Below are 16,046 nucleotides of genomic sequence, written 5' to 3'. Positions count from 1 at the left end.
GGTGGTCTCCCATGAGGGAAGCGCCCACCGTGAACGGAGCAGGTCAGCCGGCGGGCGAAGCGAAGTGGTCAGCGTCTGGCGCGCATGGCGAGGCGCACCGCGGTGCGGTGTTCACGAGCAGCGCCTCCATCACTTCGCCGGGATGACCACCCGGCACCTGTACGCATTATGACCTCCTCGCTGTCGACGACGAGCGTGCGCCACAGGTCGAGGAAGGCCCGGGGCCAGTTGCTGCTTCCCCTCGGGGAAGTAGTGGTACGTCGAGCGGAGCGCCGGCGTGCTCGGCCGACTCCCGGATGCTCGTGGCGCTCAGCCCGCGCCGACTGATCATGTCGGCGGCACCGGCCACGATCCTCCCGCGACGGCGTACCGCTCCGGGCCACCTGCGCCACTCACGCCGGCGGAGCCTCCGCCATCGTGCGGGCCTGGGTGACGGCGGCTGCCAGTTGCTGCTGGACCTTCTCGGGCAGTGGCTCCCCCTGCACCGTGCCCACCAGGTCCCGCGCGAGCAGGTGCAGCTTGGTGTTGGTGTTCTGGGACGCCGTGACGAGCACGGTCCAGGCCGCTTCCGGGCTCAGGCCGAAACTGGCCATCAGGATGCCGCGGGCCAGGTCGATGGCGGGGCGGGTACGCATGGCCCGCCGCAGTTCGTCGACCTCCTTGCGCAGTTCCCGGTCGATGTTCCCGGTCGGTATGCCGAGGTCGGGGGCGTTCGGGAGGTCGGCTGACAGGAACAGCTCGCGCGCGCCCGTGAGCTCCAGGAGCCGGTCGACCGAGGGGCAGCCGACCCGGATGGTCAGGGTCTTGCCCTGCTCCAGGGACCGTCGGCGCAGGTCAAGGAGCAGGTTCAGCCCCGAGCAGTCGCAGAAGCCGACGCCGCTCAGATCCAGGTCGATCCCGCGGGCCGAGCGGTCGAGCGCCTTCGTCAGGGCCTGTTCCAGTTGTCGGCCGCCGAAGTCGAGTTCGCCGTGGATGCGCACCACGACACGGTCACCGTCCGGTGCGACTTGCAAGGCCGCAAGGCAGGGCAGCGCCGCCGAGGAGGCGCCCGCGCCCTCGGCGGGTCCGGCGTCCCGCGTCGTGAGGGGCTGCGCCGAGTGCACAGGCTCCGGCATGGCCTCTCTCTCCCTCATGTGCTCGCCTGCCTTCACCCCCAAGGTTCCCCCTTTCGGCCCACACACGTCAACTAATGCAGGAAATACAGTACGTGTTTTTGAATGCGTGAACCTTGAGTCGCTACAGTAGGGCTATGGATGGAGTGCCCGAGCCACACACCGGATGGACGTTCATCACGAACCACGCGCGGGTCCTGGCGGCTATCGCCGACAACCACAGCGCCCGCATCCGCGACATCGCCGCGCACTGCCGGCTGACCGAACGAGCCGTGCAGAAGATCATTTCCGACCTGGAAGAGGCCGGATACCTCTCGCACACCAGGGAGGGTCGCAGCAACACCTACCGGATCGACCCCACCCAGGTCATGCGGCATCCGGCCGAGGCCGGACTGACGGTGGCATCCCTGCTGTCGCTGCTCGTCCAGGACGAGGCCGACCGTACGACGACCGGCCCCCAGCCTCAGCCCCACCCCCAGGCCACGGCCTGACCTCAGCGGTCGGCGGTCTCGCGGAGCGTCCGCAGGACGTCCTCGTCCGTGAGCTGGTCGAACTCCTCGTAGCACAGGCCGACGGCCATGAAGGAGGCCGGCCGCCGCAGGCAGAACACCGCGTCCGCCTCGCCGCGCAACTGCTCCGCCGCCTCGGGCGAGCAGACCGGCACCGCCAGGACGAGCCGCTCGGGGCCCTGGCGTCGTACGGTGCGCAGGGCGGCGCGGGCCGTCACCCCGGTGGCGAGTCCGTCGTCGACGACGATCACCGTGCGGCCGGCCAACTCGGGATCAGGACGGTCCTGCCGGTAACGGCGCTGCCGACGCCGGAGTTCCTCGCGTTCCGCCTCGACCACGGGGGCGAGTTCCCGCCGGGTGAGGCCCAGCCGATGGAGGGCGTCGTCGTCGAAGAGCGGCTCGTCGTCCCCGGCGATCGCCCCCACCCCGAGTTCCTCCTGGAAGGGCGCGCCGATCTTCCGTACGACCAGCACGTCGAGCGGGGCGTCGAGCGCCCGCGCCACCTCCCGGGCCACGTCGACACCGCCCCGGGGCAGGGCGAGGACCACGGGGTGGGGCAGAAGGCCTCTCTCCTGCTCGATCCGCAGCCGCTCGGCGAGTTCCCGCCCCGCGTGCCTGCGGTCATGGAACTGCATCGCGGTCGTCACCCCTTCTCGTTACGGCGCGCACGCTCCGCCACCCCGCGTACCCCGCCCCCCGCGGCCGATGCACGGTTCACGGGCCGCACGTCGGTGCCACTCATGGCACCTCGGTTCGCGGGTACCCGTGCCGGTGAACGACCTCTTTCGAGGAGATGACTCGGATGCTGCTCATCGGACTGCTCCTCCTCGGGGCGACGGGCGCCTTCACCGCCCTGGCGATCGCGGGCAACCTGTCCGGCGGCCCCCAGTACACGGTGTCGGTGCTGCACCACCACATCGCCACCATGAACACGCTGGCGATCTTCAGCTCCGGCCTCGCGCTGGCACTCATCTTCTGCCTGGCTCTGGCCATGGTGAGCGGTGGCACGCATCGCCGCCACCGCAGGCCGCGCTCGTACGACACGGGTACGACGACCCACCTCGACGACCTGATGGGACCGGACGCCCGGGCCTGACCGGTCCCGGCGCCGACGTCACCGGTCCCGCAGCCGTACGAGGTGGTGGAGCACCGGCATGGCCCCCGTGCGGTTGCGGCGCAGCGTCGGCTGCAGGAAGCGGTAGAAGCTCGGCCTGCCGAACTGCCGCAGGGCGACGGCGGCCAGGCTCGAGTCCCAGCGCGCGTGCGCCACGAAGGTGTAGTCCGACGTGGCGGCGTCCAGCGGCTCAAGGAGCACCGAGTTGTCGAGGCCGGTCTCGATGGCGTACCAGCCGGTGAGGTACTCCCACAGTGCGGCGGTGCGCTCGGCGTCCTCGCCGACGAAGTAGGTGAACTGGAACAGGCCCTGGTGACCGCGGTCCACGTCCGCGAGGCACTTGGCACAGCGGGCGGTCAGCTCGTGGACGTCGCCGGCCGCGTGTTCCAGGCGTAGGCGCAGGTTTCGGTAGGCGCGACTGTCCCGTACCTGGGCGATGTCGCCCGGTGTGCGGGTCTCGACCAGGACGACGACGTCGTAGGGGGCGCTGTGCGGGCCGTCCGGCGGGTCCCAGCCGACGGCGGGCGCGACGGCGGCGGCCCGGTACACGCCGGCCCGTTTCACCTCGGTCAGGCTCGCCACGTCCTCCGCCTCGGCGCGCAGCAGGTCCAGCAGGTGGGTCTTGAGGCGGCTGTGTCCTGGCCTGCCGACCCCGCCGTGCGGCGGCTCGACGGCCCCGGCGAGGTGCAGGTAACCGGTGCGCGGCGGTTCGGCGAGCGGGACGGGGCCGAACTTGGGACGCGGATGAACGAGAGTGACGCTCATGGGATGCTCCCGCCGGGCGACCTCAGTGGTCGGGGGCGGCCCTGCTGATGTCCGCCAGGGCTGAGTAGGGGGCCTCGGTGGTGGCGAGGTCGCCGATGCTGACGACGCCGACCGGGCAGCCGCCGCGTTCGACGACGGGGAGGCGGCGCACGGCGTACCGGCTCATCAGCTCGATGGCGTGGTCGGTCGTGTCGTCCGGCGTCAGGGTCACCACGGGCGGCGGGGTGCAGACGGACCCGACGGTCGTGCTCTGCGGGTCGAGGCCGGCGGCGAGCGCCCGGACGACGATGTCGCGGTCGGTGAGCACACCGAACAGATCGCAGTCGTAGGCGACCAGCACGTCACCGATGTCCTGCTCGCGCATGACGCGGGCCGCGCGCGCCACCGTGGTCATGGGTTCGAGGGAGGCCGCGCCGGGCGACATCACCTCACGTATCTTCCGGGTCACGAGGACCTCCCGGTTGCTGGACGGGCGCACGGTGCATGCCAGCCGCGTAGCCCGCACCGGGGCGGACAAACCCCTTCAGCCCCTCAGTACCTCCTCCACATGTCGCAGCATCCGCAGCCGGTCCTCGGCGAACCACCCCTGCCAGTGCTCGTCCAACGGCATCCAGGCCGCGCTCTGGCCCTGCTCGGGGGCCAACTCGACCGCCCGCTCGACAACCCCGGCGAACGTCACGCCCGCGGCCGCCGGCCAGCCCGACCGGTAGGAACGCACGGTGACGGCCACCGGCACCGGCCACAGTTCCGCCCGCACCCCGGTCTCCTCGAACAACTCCCGCCGGGCCGCCTCCCGCGGAGTCTCACCGGGGTCCACCTTGCCGCCCGGCGCCACCCAGCCCCGCCAGCGGTGCCGCACCAGCAGCACCTGCGTCAGCGTGTCGTCGAACGCCCACACCTCCGCGGCCAGCGGGCCGCTCAGCGCCGCGTCGGGGCGCAGCAGCCACTCGAGGGCGTTGTCGTAGACGGTCAGGGCCTGCCGGGCGTCCATGATCGCGGCTTGCAGGGTGCGGGCTTCGACACGGTGACGGGTCATTCGGCGGAGCCTACGGCGCGCCACTGACATCGCGGCTGGGCCGCTCCGACGAACTCGGCTACCGCCCGCGCGGCGACCAGGAACATCAGCGGCGGCGCCACGGCAGCGCCGCCGAGTCGGCACCAGTGTTCTCGGCGCGGTGCAGGGCGTCGCTGATCGCCTCGCCGATCTCCGCGAACTGCCGTACCTGCTCCGGTGTGAGTACGTCGAACACCGCGCGGCGTACGGCCTCGACGTGGCCGGGAGCGGCCCTCTCCAGCAGGGCCCGGCCCTCGTCGGTGAGGACGGCGAGCTGGCCGCGGCCGTCGGCGGGGTCCTCACGCCGGTCCACGAGACCGGCCTCGCGCAGTCGGCTCACCGCGTGGGTGAGCCGACTGCGGGTGATCTTCAGCCGTTGGGCCAGTTCGGACATGCCGAGGATGCCGTCGGGCGTCGAGGAGAGGTGGGCCAGCAGGCTGTAGTCGGCGTGCGTCATGCCGGCGTCCCGCCGCAACTGCCGGTTCAGGTGGTCGGCGAGCAGGGTGGTGAAGTCGATGTAGGCCAGCCAGGCCCGGCGCTCCTCGGCGTTGAGCCAGCGTGGCGTCGTGGACATGGGCACACCTTACGGACTCGCCCTCACGCCGCCTCCTCCAAGGCGTCCGCGGTCTCGCCGGGCCGCTGTCGCCGGCCTGCGCGGCGCGCCGGGGCACGGTGGAGCAGGACCAGCGCGGTACCCAGGGCGAGTCCCAGCGCCGGCAGGAGCGGGAAGCGACCGTCGGGCGCGAAGCCCCCGGTGGCGATGCGGATCAGGGCGGGGACGGCCGCGGCGAGGCCGGGCCACAGGAGCCAGGGGCGGTACGGCCCGACCTCCGCGAAGGTGCGCTCGTACCAGGCCACGAGGGCTTGCTCCAGCGGCCGCAGCACCCGTACGGCGAGGGCGAGCAGGACGCCGAGCAGGAGCAGCCAGGGCAGACGCAGGGCCCACCAGGTGGCCGAGCCGAGGGCGGGCTCGGGGGCCAGCCGCGTCAGGTAGAGGGCGGCCGCGGCGATCAGCACCGGCAGCATGTGCCACAGGTACAGGGTCATGCTGACGCCGCCGAGGGGACGCACCGACCGCCACACCCGCTCGCGTGCCAGCAGCCGCTGGAGGGCGGGTGCGGCGAGGAGACAGACGCCGACCTGGGTCAGGGCCCAGGCCAGCATCGCCGCCGAGGGCGGGTTGGTGTTGCTGGGCGTCTGTCCGGTCACCAGGATCAGGCTGACGGGGAAGGGGCCGAGGCCGACCAGCGCGGCGAAGGACAGCCCGCCGCCCACCGTCAGCACGGCCGGCAGCAGGCGACCGGCGAGCAGTCCGTCATGCCGGCGGAAGCCCAGCTGGTAGGCCACGCCCCAGACGAGGACGTAGTCGAGCAGGCCGGCGTAGGGGGCGTGGACGGTGAGCACGAACACGTCGGCGAGGACGGCGAGCACGGCCATGCCCACGGGGACCGCGAGCCCCCATCGCCGGTGGGCCGCGTGCAGCACCGGTGTCAGGGCGCTGAGCAGCAGATACACCGGCAGGAACCAGAACTGCATCGCCATGGCCCAGCCGACCAGCGCGAGGGTGCCCGGATCCACGCCGACGCCGTGGCAGATCCCGACGGCGAACAGGACCAGGCCGCTGTAGAGGCCGGTCGGCAGCAGCAACCGTACGGCCCGCCGCCCGACCCACGCCGTGGCGCCACCACCGGCGCTCCGCGTCCGCTCCCAGGACCCGCCCGCGGCATGCCCGCCGGCCAGGAAGAACAGCGGCATGATCTGGAAGAGCAGGGTCAGCCACTGGGTCCAGGGGACGGCGGCCAGCAGCTCCGGCGCGCCGAGCGCACCGTCGGGCCCGTGCTGCAGTGCCGTGATCAACCAGTGGCCGAGCACCACCAGGACGATCGCCCAGGCCCGCAGAAAGTCGACGTACCGGTCCCTCCCCATGCCTCGCCATGCTGCCTCGGCCCCGCAGGTGCCGTGCGGCGATTGCCGGGCCGCAACCAACCCGTGCCCGGTACGAGACCCGGTGCGAGACCCGGTGCGAGACCCGGTGCGAGATCAGAACTCGGCCATTCTGGCCCCCGTTCGGGTCTGTGCCCGGCGGTTGCCCGCCCCGCGTCCCGGCGTCGGTCGCCCGGCGCCGAAGGGCGGTGCCGTCCCGGTCCGGCACGCCGTCCGAGCTGCCCCTTCCCGCCCGGCAGTTGTCGGCCGCGGACTCTCCATCCGCCGTGCGGAATCGGGGGCACCGTCCGTCATATGTGATCCGCTGCTGGCCGGATCCCGGCGGGGCCTCGTGTGCGCTGTGACGTTGATCTGTCACTGTGCGCTTCTACGGTGGGGAGGCTTTCGGCGTTGGTCAGGGGAGGGACGCTTGTGATGAGACGTGAAGTCTTCCGGGTGCCCCGGCATCCGGCATCCGTCGGCTTCGCCCGGCATCGGGTGCGGCAGCATCTGGCCACGTGGGGACACGGCCGGGACGACGCGATCACGCAGAACGCCGTGCTGCTCGCCTCCGAGCTGGCGGCGAACGTCGTCCGCCACGGCCCCATCCTGGAGCGGGAGTTCGAGATAGCGGTGACGGCACGGGCCGACGGCTCCTGCTTCATCGCGGTGTCCGACGAGAGCCCGGCGCTGCCCGTGCTGCGGGAGGGGCCGGGCCCGGACGACGAGAGGGGCCGCGGCCTGCACCTCGTGGACCAACTGGCCCGGACCTGGGGAGTCCGGGACCGGGGACGCCACGGCAAGACCGTGTGGGCCCTGGTCGGCACGCCGGGGTGAGACGAGGCCGGTCAGCGTGCCGCGGCCCGCTGGTCGAGGCGTTTCAGCGCGGCCTCGCCCCACTGGACGTTCGCCCGCTCCAGCGCCAGGCCGCCCAGCAGGGTGAGATAGGGACCGATGCGGTCGGCGTTCGCGAAGTACTCGTCCTCGGTGCGTCCGTCGAGCAGCCGCTCCCGCAGCCGCTCGTACCGGGCGAGCTTGGCGGCGGCCCGCTCGACGCGCTCGGCGACCGCGGCCCGTACGGCGCCCAGGTCCCCGATGTCGACGCACTGGACCTTGACCATCAGCTCGTCCCGGATGGCCAGTGGCTTGGCGGGGGTGTCGAGGAGGTAGTCGCGCAGGACCTCGAGGCCGGCCTCGGTGAGGGAGAAGAGCCGCTTGTTGGGTCGGCGCTCCTGCTGCACGACCCGCGCCGAGACGAGACCTTCGCCCTCCATGCGCTCCAGCTCCCGGTAGAGCTGCTGCGGGGTGGCCATCCAGAAGTTGGCGACCGAGGCCTCGAACCCTTTCGCGAGGTCGTAGCCGGACGCCTCGCCCTCCAGAAGCGCGGCCATGACCGCGTTGCGCAACGCCATTGCCCCAAATTATCACCGTGTTGATTACTCAAGGAGATGACTAGGCGCCCTCGACGAGCGCGGTCACCGGGAGCAGGGCGGGGCGCTTGGCCTGCCGTCCGTCGCCGGAGGAGCGGCCGCGCACCCGGCGGACGATCCAGGGGCCCAGGAAGGTCCCGGCCCACCTCAGTTCGGCGCCGACGGCCCGCAGGCCCGAGCGGGTCGGCGCGCCGGGGGCCAGGGGCCGGGTCCAGCTGTCGTCGCTGCCCGGCAGGGCGAGGGCGTGGGCGACGGCCGCCGCGATGAGTGCGTGGCCGCGTGGACTGGCGTGCAGCCGGTCGGCGCTCCACAGCCGCGGGTCGGTGACCGCCGGGTGGCTCGAGGAGTCGGCCACCGCGACGCCGTGACGCCGGGCGGCCTCGCGGATGCGGGCGTTGAGGGCGAGGACCCGAGGGGCGAGCGGCCGGGCCAGCGGGACGATGCGGCGGATGTCGGGGAAGGTGACGGTGGCCACCCGGGCGCCCTGGGCGGTGAGCGCGGCGAACATCGCCTCCAGGTGGCCGGCCACCTCGTCCGCGTCGAACCGCGGGCGCAGCAGGTCGTTGACGCCGGCGACGACAGTGGCCAGGTCGGGCTCGAGCGCGAGGGCCGGTGCCAGTTGCTCGGCACGCACCTGCCCCGCGAGGCGGCCGCGCACCGCGAGGTTGGCGTAGAGCAGGCCGGGTTGGTCATGGGCGATGTGCTCGGCCAGCCGGTCCGCCCAGCCGCGCAGCCCGAGCGCCTCGTCGCCGTCGCCCAGGCCCTCGGTCTGACTGTCGCCGAGGGCGACGTACCGCCGGTACCGACCGTCGGTCATGGAAGACCTCCCCCACCCAGGTATGCCATTAGTCACTTATTCGCATTGTTGACTATAGCGTTCCGCGAGCCCCGTCGGTACGGGATTCCAGGGCCCGCAGCACGGCCACCATGTCCTCGTCGCCGTACCCCTGGGCCACGGTCTCCTCGAAGAGGGCGTGGCAGACGTCGAGGAGGGGCGAGGCGAGGCCGGCCTCGCGGGCGGCCCGGGCGATCAGACGGTTGTTCTTCAGCACGTCGGCGGCACCGGCCTGGACGTCGAAGTCACGGGCCAGCAGCTTGGGTGACTTCATCCGGGAGACGGCACTGGCCATCGGGCCGGCGTCCAGGACGTCGAGGAACAGGCGCCGGTCGAGGCCGTGCCGGTCGGCGAAGTGGAACGCCTCGGTCAAACCGGTCACCAAGGTGATCAGGAACAGGTTCACCGACAGCTTCGTCAGCAGGGCGGCCGGTACGGGACCGCAGTCGAACGTCTCGCGACACAGGGGCCCGAGCAGCGGCCGCACGTCCGCCACGACGTCGTCCTCACCGGCCAGCATCGCCACCAACTGCCCCTGTTCCGCCGGGACCCGGGAGCCGGACACCGGCGCCTCGGCATAACGCCCGCCCGCGGCCCGTACGTCGTCCTGCAGGCCCACCGAGTACTCCGGCGAAGTCGTGCCCATGTGGACGAGGGTGCGGCCTGCGACCCGCGCCGTGAAGGCGGGTGTGCCGCGGCCGAGGACGGCGTTCGTGGCGTCCTCGTCGGCGAGCATGAGGAACACGACGCCGGCCCGGACGAAGACCTCGCCGGGGTCCGCCGCGATCTCGGCCCCTGCGGCCCGCAGGCGCTCGCAGCGCTCCGAGGTGCGGTTCCATACGAGGAGGGGCGTTCCGGCGCGGGCGAGGTTGAGCGCCATGGGGCGGCCCATCACCCCCAGGCCGACGAAACCCACGTAGTCCACGACGCACCACCGCTTCCGAGCCGCGACCGATTATGACAGCGGTCATAGTAGTCGCCGCTATGACGACGGTCATAGGGTGGACGCGGAGAGACCGAGGGAGGTCGGGGATGCCGGAGTCCGAACACGGGCCGCGAGAGCGGATGGTCTTCAGCGCGGCCCAGCTCATCCGGCGCGACGGGGTCGCCGCCACCGGGATGCGTGAGGTGGCCGTACACGCCGGGGCGCCGCGCGGCTCGCTCCAGCACTACTTCCCCGGCGGCAAGGAGCAGTTGGTCAACGAGGCGGTGGGCTGGGCGGGCCGCTACGCCGGCCGGCGCGTCGCCCGGTTCCTCGACGCGCTGCCGGAACCCACGCCGAGCGGGCTGTTCGCCGAGATGGTGAGGCAGTGGACCGACGAGTACGAGAGCGCCGGCTTCGCGGGCGGCTGTCCCGTCGCCGCCGCCACCGTCGACTGGGCCGAGTCCACCGCCTCCACCCGGGACGCGGCGGCCGCCGCGTTCGCGACCTGGACCGGGCCCGTGGCCGGGGCCCTGACCGGGATGGGTGTGCCCGAGGAGAGGGCCGGTGCCCTCGCGACGCTCATGATCAGCGCCCTGGAGGGGGCGATCCTGATGGCCCGGGCCGAGCGCGACACCCGCGCCCTGACGACCGTCGCCCGGGAGCTGGGCCCGCTGCTCGACGCCGCGGTGCAGAGGACTGGCTGACGTCCCCTCTTCGGCTGACCCTCACACCTCAGGCGTTGACCGGTTTCACTCCCGACAGCAGAATGGGCCCGCAGCGTCTGAGAGCGCTCTCAGACGCCTCCGTCACATGCCCAGGGAGACCCATGACCGGCAGCCAAGGCCCCGGAATCAGCCGCCGTGCGCTCATCGGGGCCGGACTCGGCGCGGGCGCCGCCGTCCTCACCGCGCAGTCCGGCACCGCGGCGGCGGCGGACGGGTCGTCCGCCCCGCGCCGCGCCCTCGCCTTTCTCTCCGCCGCCATGGACGCCTACCCGGACCACGGCACCGTCCGCCTGGCCCAGAGCTACACCGACCAGGCAGGCCTGTTCAGCACGGCGTTCACCTACGACAACGCCCTGGTGATCCTGGCCGGCCTCGCGGCCGGCACGGCGGACGGCCGGCGACGGGCCGTGGCCCTCGGCGACGCCCTCCTCTACGCCCAGGCCCACGACCCCGGCTACGACGACGGACGACTGCGCCAGGCCTACAACGTCGGCCCCTACACCTTCTACGACGGTTCCGCGCAGCCGGACGGCTTCGTGCGCGCGGACGGGACGGCCAACGTCGGCACCCAGTTCGGCTTCACCGGAACCGCGGTGGGCGACATGGCCTGGGCCGGCATCGCGCTCGGCGCCCTGGCGGGGCGGACCGGGGAACGCCGGTTCCTGACCGGGGCCGTACGGATCGGCGAGTGGATCGAGCGCACCGCCCGCAGCGACCAGCCGCTGGGCGGCTACACGTTCGGGGTGAACGGTGCGAACGAGAAGCAGCCGTTCAGCTCCACCGAGCACAACACCGACCTGGTGGGCCTCTTCGGGCGGCTCGCCCGGCTCACGGGGGACGGCGTGTGGTCGGAGCGGCGAGCCCGGGCGAAGGCCTTCGTCGAGAAGATGTGGGAGCCGTCCGGTGGCTTCTTCTACACCGGTACCAACGACGGCGTGACGGTCAACCGGTCGCCCGTCCCCGAGGACACCCAGACCTGGACCCGCCTCGCCCTCCCCTCCCCCGCCCACACGCGCTCCCTGGACTGGGCGGCGACCCACCTGGCGGTGCTGGACACCGCCGACCGGCCAGGCAGCACGGTGCCGGCCGGGCAGTCGTACGAGGGCGTCACCTTCAGCTCGGCGAGCCTGCTGGCGAACGAGAACGCGCCGATCGCCAGTGGGCAGCCCAAGCCGGACCGCAACGGGGTGTGGTTCGAGGGCACGGCCCACCTGGCACTCGCCCTGCGCGACCGCTGCGCTCCCGGTGACGAGGCGCGCGCCCGGCGGCTGATCGCGTCCCTGGAGCGCGCCCAGGATCTGCTCGGCGTGGGCCAGACCCTCGGGTCCGCGGCGGTGGCCGAGCGGTCGGGTGTCGTGTCGGCCAGCAGTCCGCTCGACACGGGTTTCGGGTTCGGCTACTACCCGTACCGGCACACCGGCGCCACCGCCTGGTACCTGCTCGCGGTGGCACGGGCCAACCCGCTGCGGCCCTGACTCAGTTCGCCGCGACGGTCCGGGCGGAGCGGGAACGCATCAGTGGCCGGATGCGGGTACCGAAGTCCTCGATGCCCTCGAGGAAGTCGTCGAAGACCAGCATGATGCCCTTGGTGCCGGGGACTTCGGCGATCTCGTCCAGCATGCGGGCGACGCTCTCGTACGACCCGACGAGCGTGCCCATGTTGAAGTTGACGGCGCCTTCGGGAGCCACGATGGTGCGGGCGGTGGAGGAGTCGTCGGCGGTGGTGTCCGTGGCCGACTCCCCCGCCATGTAGGCGAGCGCCGCGTGGTCGGCGTGGTCGTGGTAGTCCTGCCACCTGGCCCGCGCGGCCTCGTCGGTCTCGTCCGCGATGACCATGAACAGGGACAGCGCGCCGACGTCACGGCCGCTGTCCCGGGCCGCGTCGACCAGCGCTGCCGTGGTGTCCGCGAAGGCGAGCGGGGTGTTGACCCCGCTGCCGAGGATGAAGTTGTAGTCGGCGTGCTCGGCGGCGAACCGGATCCCGGTGCCGCTCTGGCCAGCGGCGACGATGTCGATGTGCCCGTCCGCCGGGCGGGGTGAGAGCACGCAGTCGTCCATCGTGTAGAACTCGCCCTTGAAGTTGCTGACGCCCTCGCGCCACAGCTCCTTCATGACGGTGACGTACTCGACGGCCCGTGCGTAGCGGTTGCCGAAGTGGGCGTCGCCGGGCCACAGGCCCATCTGGTCGTACTCGCCGGGCGCCCAGCCGGTGACGATGTTGACGCCGAAGCGGCCGGGGGCGATGGAGTCGACCGTCACGGCCATCCGGGCGACGATGGCCGGCGGCAGGGCGAGGATCGGGGTCGAGGCGTAGAGCCTGATGCGATCCGTCACCGCCGCAAGGCCGGCCATCAGGGTGAACGACTCGAGACAGTGGTCCCAGAACTCCGTCTCGCCGCCGAAGCCCTTGAGTTTGATCATCGACAGGGCGAAGTCGAGGCCGTGCTCCTCGGCCTTCTGCACGACGGCCTTGTTCAGCTCGAAGGTCGGCAGGTACTGCGGCGAGCTCTTGGAGATGAGCCAGCCGTTGTTGCCGATGGGGATGAAGACACCGATGTCCATGCCGCTCCTCATGATCAAAAGCCTGCCCGTGGGTGGGCACGGTACACGGCCGGTATTGCGACAACTTGCCGACGCCGGTGGCTTGTTGGGAAGGAACGGTGACGGGATGCCGCCGGTCGGAATCTGTGAAGCAGGTTTCGACCGGTAACAGGAACGATAGGTTCCCACCATGAACGCGCGGCTCGCTCTCCTCGGCACGGTCTCCCCCGGTGTGACGGAGAGCGAGGTCTTCCGGCTGGCCCTCGGTCAGGCGGTGGGCGAACTGAGCGGCCTCGGCGGCACCATGCACCTGCGCGGCCCGATGTCGGCCTTGCGCCTGGTGTCTTCGGTGGGGCTGCCGCCCGCCCTCACCCGCTCCTGGGAGATCGTCGACCAGGAGGGGCCGCTGGCCCCGGCCCGCGCCCTCCAGCAGGGCGAGGGTGTCTGGGTACCGCACGCCGCCCCGGGCACCGCGGCCGAACCGGCCTGGCCCGGAACGGGTCTCGCCGCGCTGCCGGTGTTCAGCGGCAGACGCAGCATCGGCGCGCTGACCGTCCTGGCGGGCGACCGGGGCGAACCCACCCCGCAGCACTGGGACTTCCTGCGGAACGTCGTCGCGTGGGCCGAGGACCGCATGGCCCAGGCTCCGCCGGCGTCCGGGCCCGCGCAGCCGGAGCTGAACGGCGAGCGCCTGCGGCACGCCCTCAAGGAGGTCCAGGTCGGCTCCTGGGACTGGGACATCCGGGGCGGCGAGCTGATCTGGGACGAGGCGGCCCTGGAGTTGTACGGGACACGGCCCGCCGACTTCACCGGAAAGATCGAGAACTGGATGCGGATCGTCCACCCGGACGACCTGGCCCCGACCCTCGCGGCGGCCCAGCGCGCGATCCTCGACCACAGCGTCTACGAGGCCGAGTACCGGGTACGGCGGCTGGACGGCACCTGGGGCTGGACCCAGGCACGCGGCCGGGCCACGTACGACGAGAACGGCGAGCCGCTGCGGATGGTCGGGGTGGGCTGGGAGAGCAACGAGTCGCGCACCGCACGCGACGCGCTCAGCCGGGCCCTGAGACACATGAGCGACGGTTTCATCGCCGTGGACGACGAGTGGCGGATCACCTTCGCCAACCTGGAGGCGGAACGTTTTCTGGGCTTCTCCGAGGAGGAGCTGTTCGGCCGTCTGCTGTGGGACCTGCCGGCCGCGCGGGACGTCCCGGGGCTCAGGAGCGGCTGCCTGGAGGCGGCGGCCGAGGAGAAGCCGGCCGGCTTCGACGTCGTCGTGCCGGACTGCGGGCGGCGGCTGCACCTGCGGCTGGTGCCGGGGCCCGACGGGCGCACCCTGTACTTCCAGGACGTCACCGAGAAGCGGCGGCTGGCGGAGGAACGGCAGTCGGCGGAGCGGGCGGCGGCCGAACGGTCCGCCCGGCTCGCGGAGTTGACCGCGGAGCTGGCCAAGGCGACGACCTCGCGGGACGTGGTGGAGGTGGTCGCCCGGCGGGTGCTGCCGCCGTTCTCCGCCGCCGGGCTGCTGGTGCAGGTCATCGAGGACGACGGGATCCACCACGTCGGTGCCGTCGGCTACCCCGACGACTTCGCCGAAGCCCTCGACATCCGCGCCCAGGCGGGGCGCGGCGACCCGGCGTGGGAGGCGATCACCGCCGGCACACCGGTGTTCGTGTCCTCGCCGTCGGAGTTCGCCGCGCGGTACCCCGCGTTGGTCGGCCTGGCGGCCGCCGGCGGCAAGAAGTCCTGGGCGTTCCTGCCGCTGACGGCGTCCGGGCACACCTTCGGGGTCTGCGTGGTCGCCTTCGACCGGCCGCGGCTGCTCACCCACGAGGAACGCGGGCTGCTGGCCACCATCAGCGCCCTGGTCGCCCAGTCGCTGGAGCGGGCGCGCCTCTATGACGCCGAGCACACCCGGTCCCGCGAGCTCCAGCGCAGTCTGCTCCCGCAGGCCCTGCCCCAGTTGCCGGAGTGCACGGCCGCCGCCCGCTATCTGCCCGCCGGGCCGGGCACCGACGTGGGCGGTGACTGGTACGACCTCATCCCGCTGGCCGGGGGGCGGGTCGCGCTCGTCGTCGGCGACGTCATGGGGCACGGCCTGCCGGAGGCGGCGACCATGGGCCGGCTGCGCACCGCCGTGCATACCCTGGCCGACCTCGAACTGCCGCCCGACGAGATCATGGGCCACCTCAACGACATCGTGGGCGGCATGGGCGAGACCTCGTACGTCACCTGCCTCTACGCGGTCTACGACGCGACCACCCGCGTCTGTTCGATCGCCCGCGCCGGACATCCGCCGCCGGCCCTGGTCCGCCCCGACGGCACCGTGCACTTCCCGGCGCACGAGGCCGACCCGCCGCTGGGCGCGGCGGAACCGCCGTTCGAGACGGCCGAGTTGGAGGTGCCCGAGGGCAGTCTGCTGGTGCTGTACACGGACGGTCTGGTCGAGTCGGCGAAGCGGGAGATCGACGAGGGGATGGCGGAGCTGGCACGGTTGCTGGGCACGGCCCACGCGGACGGCACCGGCGCGGATCTCGAGCGGCTGTGCGACACGCTGACGGCCGGTCTGCTGCCCACCGGTCAGCAGGCGGCCGACGACGCGGCGTTCCTCGTCGCCCGCCTGCACGCCCTGGCCGAGGACCGGGTGGCGTCCTGGCCGCTGCCCCTGGACCCGAAGGCGGCCGGCCGGGCCCGCGGGCATGTGCGCGAGCAACTGGCCGCCTGGGACCTCGACGGCCTGACCGCCACCACCGAACTGCTGGCCAGCGAGCTCGTCGGCAACGTCGTGCGGCACGCCAGGGGCCCGGTCCGGTTGCGGCTGCTGTACGGCGCGGGGCTGGTGTGCGAGGTGTACGACGGCAGCCAGACGATGCCCCGGATCCGCCGCGCGACGGAGACCGACGAGGGCGGCCGGGGACTGCAGCTGATCTCGGCGCTCTCCGCGCGGTGGGGCGCCCGCTACACACCGACCGGCAAGTGCATCTGGGCCGAGCAGGCGCTGCCCGACGGCAGCGAGGAAGAAGGCGCCGACGCACTGGAGTTGATGTTCTCGGGCGGGCTCGACGAGGACTGGGAGGCCCTGATCTGAGCACGGCCGTCCCACCCTCGGC

General features: G+C 72.5%; 17 protein-coding genes. 6 read left to right on the top strand and 11 right to left on the bottom strand.

The features are described from left to right. Nucleotides 1–392: 392 nt before the first annotated feature. On the bottom strand, nt 393–1,115 hold the full coding sequence (locus ACIRVK_RS37035) for an ANTAR domain-containing protein (RefSeq protein ID WP_404255078.1): 723 nt from the start codon (nt 1,113–1,115) through the stop codon (nt 393–395). Between the two features lie 134 nt (nt 1,116–1,249). Here ACIRVK_RS37035 and ACIRVK_RS37030 point away from each other — a divergent pair, with 134 nt between their 5' ends. After that, nucleotides 1,250–1,603: a helix-turn-helix transcriptional regulator gene (locus ACIRVK_RS37030; RefSeq protein ID WP_404255076.1), complete on the top strand. Its 354-nt coding sequence runs from the start codon at nt 1,250–1,252 to the stop codon at nt 1,601–1,603. A gap of 2 nt (nt 1,604–1,605) precedes the next feature. On the opposite strand, the gene ACIRVK_RS37025 is transcribed toward ACIRVK_RS37030, so the two are convergent. Beyond that, the gene (locus tag ACIRVK_RS37025; RefSeq protein WP_404255074.1) at nt 1,606–2,256 is read right to left on the bottom strand and encodes a phosphoribosyltransferase; all 651 of its coding nucleotides are present in this window, start codon (nt 2,254–2,256) and stop codon (nt 1,606–1,608) included. Between the two features lie 167 nt (nt 2,257–2,423). Between ACIRVK_RS37025 and ACIRVK_RS37020 the strand changes: the two genes are divergently transcribed. After that, complete coding sequence (locus ACIRVK_RS37020; protein ID WP_404255072.1) at nt 2,424–2,717, top strand: hypothetical protein; 294 nt, start codon at nt 2,424–2,426, stop codon at nt 2,715–2,717. An 18-nt stretch (nt 2,718–2,735) separates the two neighbouring features. Here the strand turns inward: ACIRVK_RS37020 and ACIRVK_RS37015 are convergent, their stop codons facing one another. The 5 genes from ACIRVK_RS37015 to ACIRVK_RS36995 form a co-directional block, all read right to left on the bottom strand. Continuing rightward, nucleotides 2,736–3,500: a hypothetical protein gene (locus ACIRVK_RS37015; protein WP_404255070.1), complete on the bottom strand. Its 765-nt coding sequence runs from the start codon at nt 3,498–3,500 to the stop codon at nt 2,736–2,738. A 22-nt stretch (nt 3,501–3,522) separates the two neighbouring features. After that, nucleotides 3,523–3,948: a CBS domain-containing protein gene (locus ACIRVK_RS37010; protein WP_404255068.1), complete on the bottom strand. Its 426-nt coding sequence runs from the start codon at nt 3,946–3,948 to the stop codon at nt 3,523–3,525. 75 nt (nt 3,949–4,023) lie between these two features. After that, a complete protein-coding gene (locus tag ACIRVK_RS37005; RefSeq protein WP_404255066.1) occupies nt 4,024–4,536 on the bottom strand; it encodes an NUDIX hydrolase in 513 nt (170 codons plus the stop codon). An 85-nt stretch (nt 4,537–4,621) separates the two neighbouring features. Further along, on the bottom strand, nt 4,622–5,128 hold the full coding sequence (locus tag ACIRVK_RS37000; protein ID WP_404255064.1) for a MarR family winged helix-turn-helix transcriptional regulator: 507 nt from the start codon (nt 5,126–5,128) through the stop codon (nt 4,622–4,624). A 23-nt stretch (nt 5,129–5,151) separates the two neighbouring features. Further along, complete coding sequence (locus tag ACIRVK_RS36995) at nt 5,152–6,480, bottom strand: acyltransferase (RefSeq protein ID WP_404255062.1); 1,329 nt, start codon at nt 6,478–6,480, stop codon at nt 5,152–5,154. Between the two features lie 429 nt (nt 6,481–6,909). On the opposite strand from ACIRVK_RS36995, the gene ACIRVK_RS36990 reads away from it, so the two are divergent. Beyond that, nucleotides 6,910–7,314 (top strand): ATP-binding protein, encoded by a 405-nt coding sequence (locus ACIRVK_RS36990; protein WP_404255060.1) that lies wholly within the window; start codon nt 6,910–6,912, stop codon nt 7,312–7,314. 11 nt (nt 7,315–7,325) lie between these two features. Here the strand turns inward: ACIRVK_RS36990 and ACIRVK_RS36985 are convergent, their stop codons facing one another. The 3 genes from ACIRVK_RS36985 to ACIRVK_RS36975 are packed head-to-tail and all read right to left on the bottom strand — an operon-like array spanning nt 7,326 to nt 9,667. Next, the gene (locus ACIRVK_RS36985) at nt 7,326–7,889 is read right to left on the bottom strand and encodes a PadR family transcriptional regulator (protein ID WP_404255058.1); all 564 of its coding nucleotides are present in this window, start codon (nt 7,887–7,889) and stop codon (nt 7,326–7,328) included. A 40-nt stretch (nt 7,890–7,929) separates the two neighbouring features. After that, nucleotides 7,930–8,724 carry an SGNH/GDSL hydrolase family protein gene (locus ACIRVK_RS36980; RefSeq protein WP_404255056.1) on the bottom strand — a complete coding sequence of 265 codons (795 nt, stop codon included), beginning with the start codon at nt 8,722–8,724 and terminating at the stop codon, nt 7,930–7,932. Between the two features lie 52 nt (nt 8,725–8,776). After that, on the bottom strand, nt 8,777–9,667 hold the full coding sequence (locus ACIRVK_RS36975) for an NAD(P)-dependent oxidoreductase (RefSeq protein ID WP_404255054.1): 891 nt from the start codon (nt 9,665–9,667) through the stop codon (nt 8,777–8,779). Nucleotides 9,668–9,774: 107 nt separating this feature from the next. Here ACIRVK_RS36975 and ACIRVK_RS36970 point away from each other — a divergent pair, with 107 nt between their 5' ends. Together ACIRVK_RS36970 and ACIRVK_RS36965 are read left to right on the top strand one after the other, a co-directional pair. Continuing rightward, on the top strand, nt 9,775–10,371 hold the full coding sequence (locus tag ACIRVK_RS36970) for a TetR/AcrR family transcriptional regulator (protein ID WP_404255052.1): 597 nt from the start codon (nt 9,775–9,777) through the stop codon (nt 10,369–10,371). Nucleotides 10,372–10,493: 122 nt separating this feature from the next. Next, entirely contained in the window at nt 10,494–11,867 is a 1,374-nt protein-coding gene (locus tag ACIRVK_RS36965) for a Tat pathway signal sequence domain protein (protein ID WP_404255050.1), read from the top strand. A 1-nt stretch (nt 11,868) separates the two neighbouring features. Here ACIRVK_RS36965 and rutA read toward each other — a convergent pair whose 3' ends face one another. Beyond that, the gene (gene rutA, locus ACIRVK_RS36960; RefSeq protein WP_404255108.1) at nt 11,869–12,954 is read right to left on the bottom strand and encodes a pyrimidine utilization protein A; all 1,086 of its coding nucleotides are present in this window, start codon (nt 12,952–12,954) and stop codon (nt 11,869–11,871) included. Between the two features lie 169 nt (nt 12,955–13,123). Between rutA and ACIRVK_RS36955 the strand changes: the two genes are divergently transcribed. Then, a complete protein-coding gene (locus tag ACIRVK_RS36955) occupies nt 13,124–16,024 on the top strand; it encodes a SpoIIE family protein phosphatase (RefSeq protein ID WP_404255048.1) in 2,901 nt (966 codons plus the stop codon). The last annotated feature ends 22 nt before the right edge of the window (nt 16,025–16,046 follow it).

The organism is Streptomyces sp. NPDC101152 (assembly GCF_044768275.1).
Taxonomy (GTDB): domain Bacteria; phylum Actinomycetota; class Actinomycetes; order Streptomycetales; family Streptomycetaceae; genus Streptomyces.
Note: the sequence above shows the minus strand (reverse complement) of the source record. Positions and strands in the feature narration are given on the sequence as shown.

What these genes read in the sequence shown, in the direction of transcription:
- ACIRVK_RS37035 (WP_404255078.1), bottom strand. Translation starts at nt 1,115, where the DNA reads ATGCCGGAGCCTGTGCACTCGGCGCAGCCCCTCACGACGCGGGACGCC.
- ACIRVK_RS37030 (WP_404255076.1), top strand. Translation starts at nt 1,250, where the DNA reads ATGGATGGAGTGCCCGAGCCACACACCGGATGGACGTTCATCACGAAC.
- ACIRVK_RS37025 (WP_404255074.1), bottom strand. Translation starts at nt 2,256, where the DNA reads ATGCAGTTCCATGACCGCAGGCACGCGGGGCGGGAACTCGCCGAGCGG.
- ACIRVK_RS37020 (WP_404255072.1), top strand. Translation starts at nt 2,424, where the DNA reads ATGCTGCTCATCGGACTGCTCCTCCTCGGGGCGACGGGCGCCTTCACC.
- ACIRVK_RS37015 (WP_404255070.1), bottom strand. Translation starts at nt 3,500, where the DNA reads ATGAGCGTCACTCTCGTTCATCCGCGTCCCAAGTTCGGCCCCGTCCCG.
- ACIRVK_RS37005 (WP_404255066.1), bottom strand. Translation starts at nt 4,536, where the DNA reads ATGACCCGTCACCGTGTCGAAGCCCGCACCCTGCAAGCCGCGATCATG.
- ACIRVK_RS37000 (WP_404255064.1), bottom strand. Translation starts at nt 5,128, where the DNA reads ATGTCCACGACGCCACGCTGGCTCAACGCCGAGGAGCGCCGGGCCTGG.
- ACIRVK_RS36995 (WP_404255062.1), bottom strand. Translation starts at nt 6,480, where the DNA reads ATGGGGAGGGACCGGTACGTCGACTTTCTGCGGGCCTGGGCGATCGTC.
- ACIRVK_RS36985 (WP_404255058.1), bottom strand. Translation starts at nt 7,889, where the DNA reads ATGGCGTTGCGCAACGCGGTCATGGCCGCGCTTCTGGAGGGCGAGGCG.
- ACIRVK_RS36980 (WP_404255056.1), bottom strand. Translation starts at nt 8,724, where the DNA reads ATGACCGACGGTCGGTACCGGCGGTACGTCGCCCTCGGCGACAGTCAG.
- ACIRVK_RS36970 (WP_404255052.1), top strand. Translation starts at nt 9,775, where the DNA reads ATGCCGGAGTCCGAACACGGGCCGCGAGAGCGGATGGTCTTCAGCGCG.
- ACIRVK_RS36965 (WP_404255050.1), top strand. Translation starts at nt 10,494, where the DNA reads ATGACCGGCAGCCAAGGCCCCGGAATCAGCCGCCGTGCGCTCATCGGG.
- rutA (WP_404255108.1), bottom strand. Translation starts at nt 12,954, where the DNA reads ATGGACATCGGTGTCTTCATCCCCATCGGCAACAACGGCTGGCTCATC.
- ACIRVK_RS36955 (WP_404255048.1), top strand. Translation starts at nt 13,124, where the DNA reads ATGAACGCGCGGCTCGCTCTCCTCGGCACGGTCTCCCCCGGTGTGACG.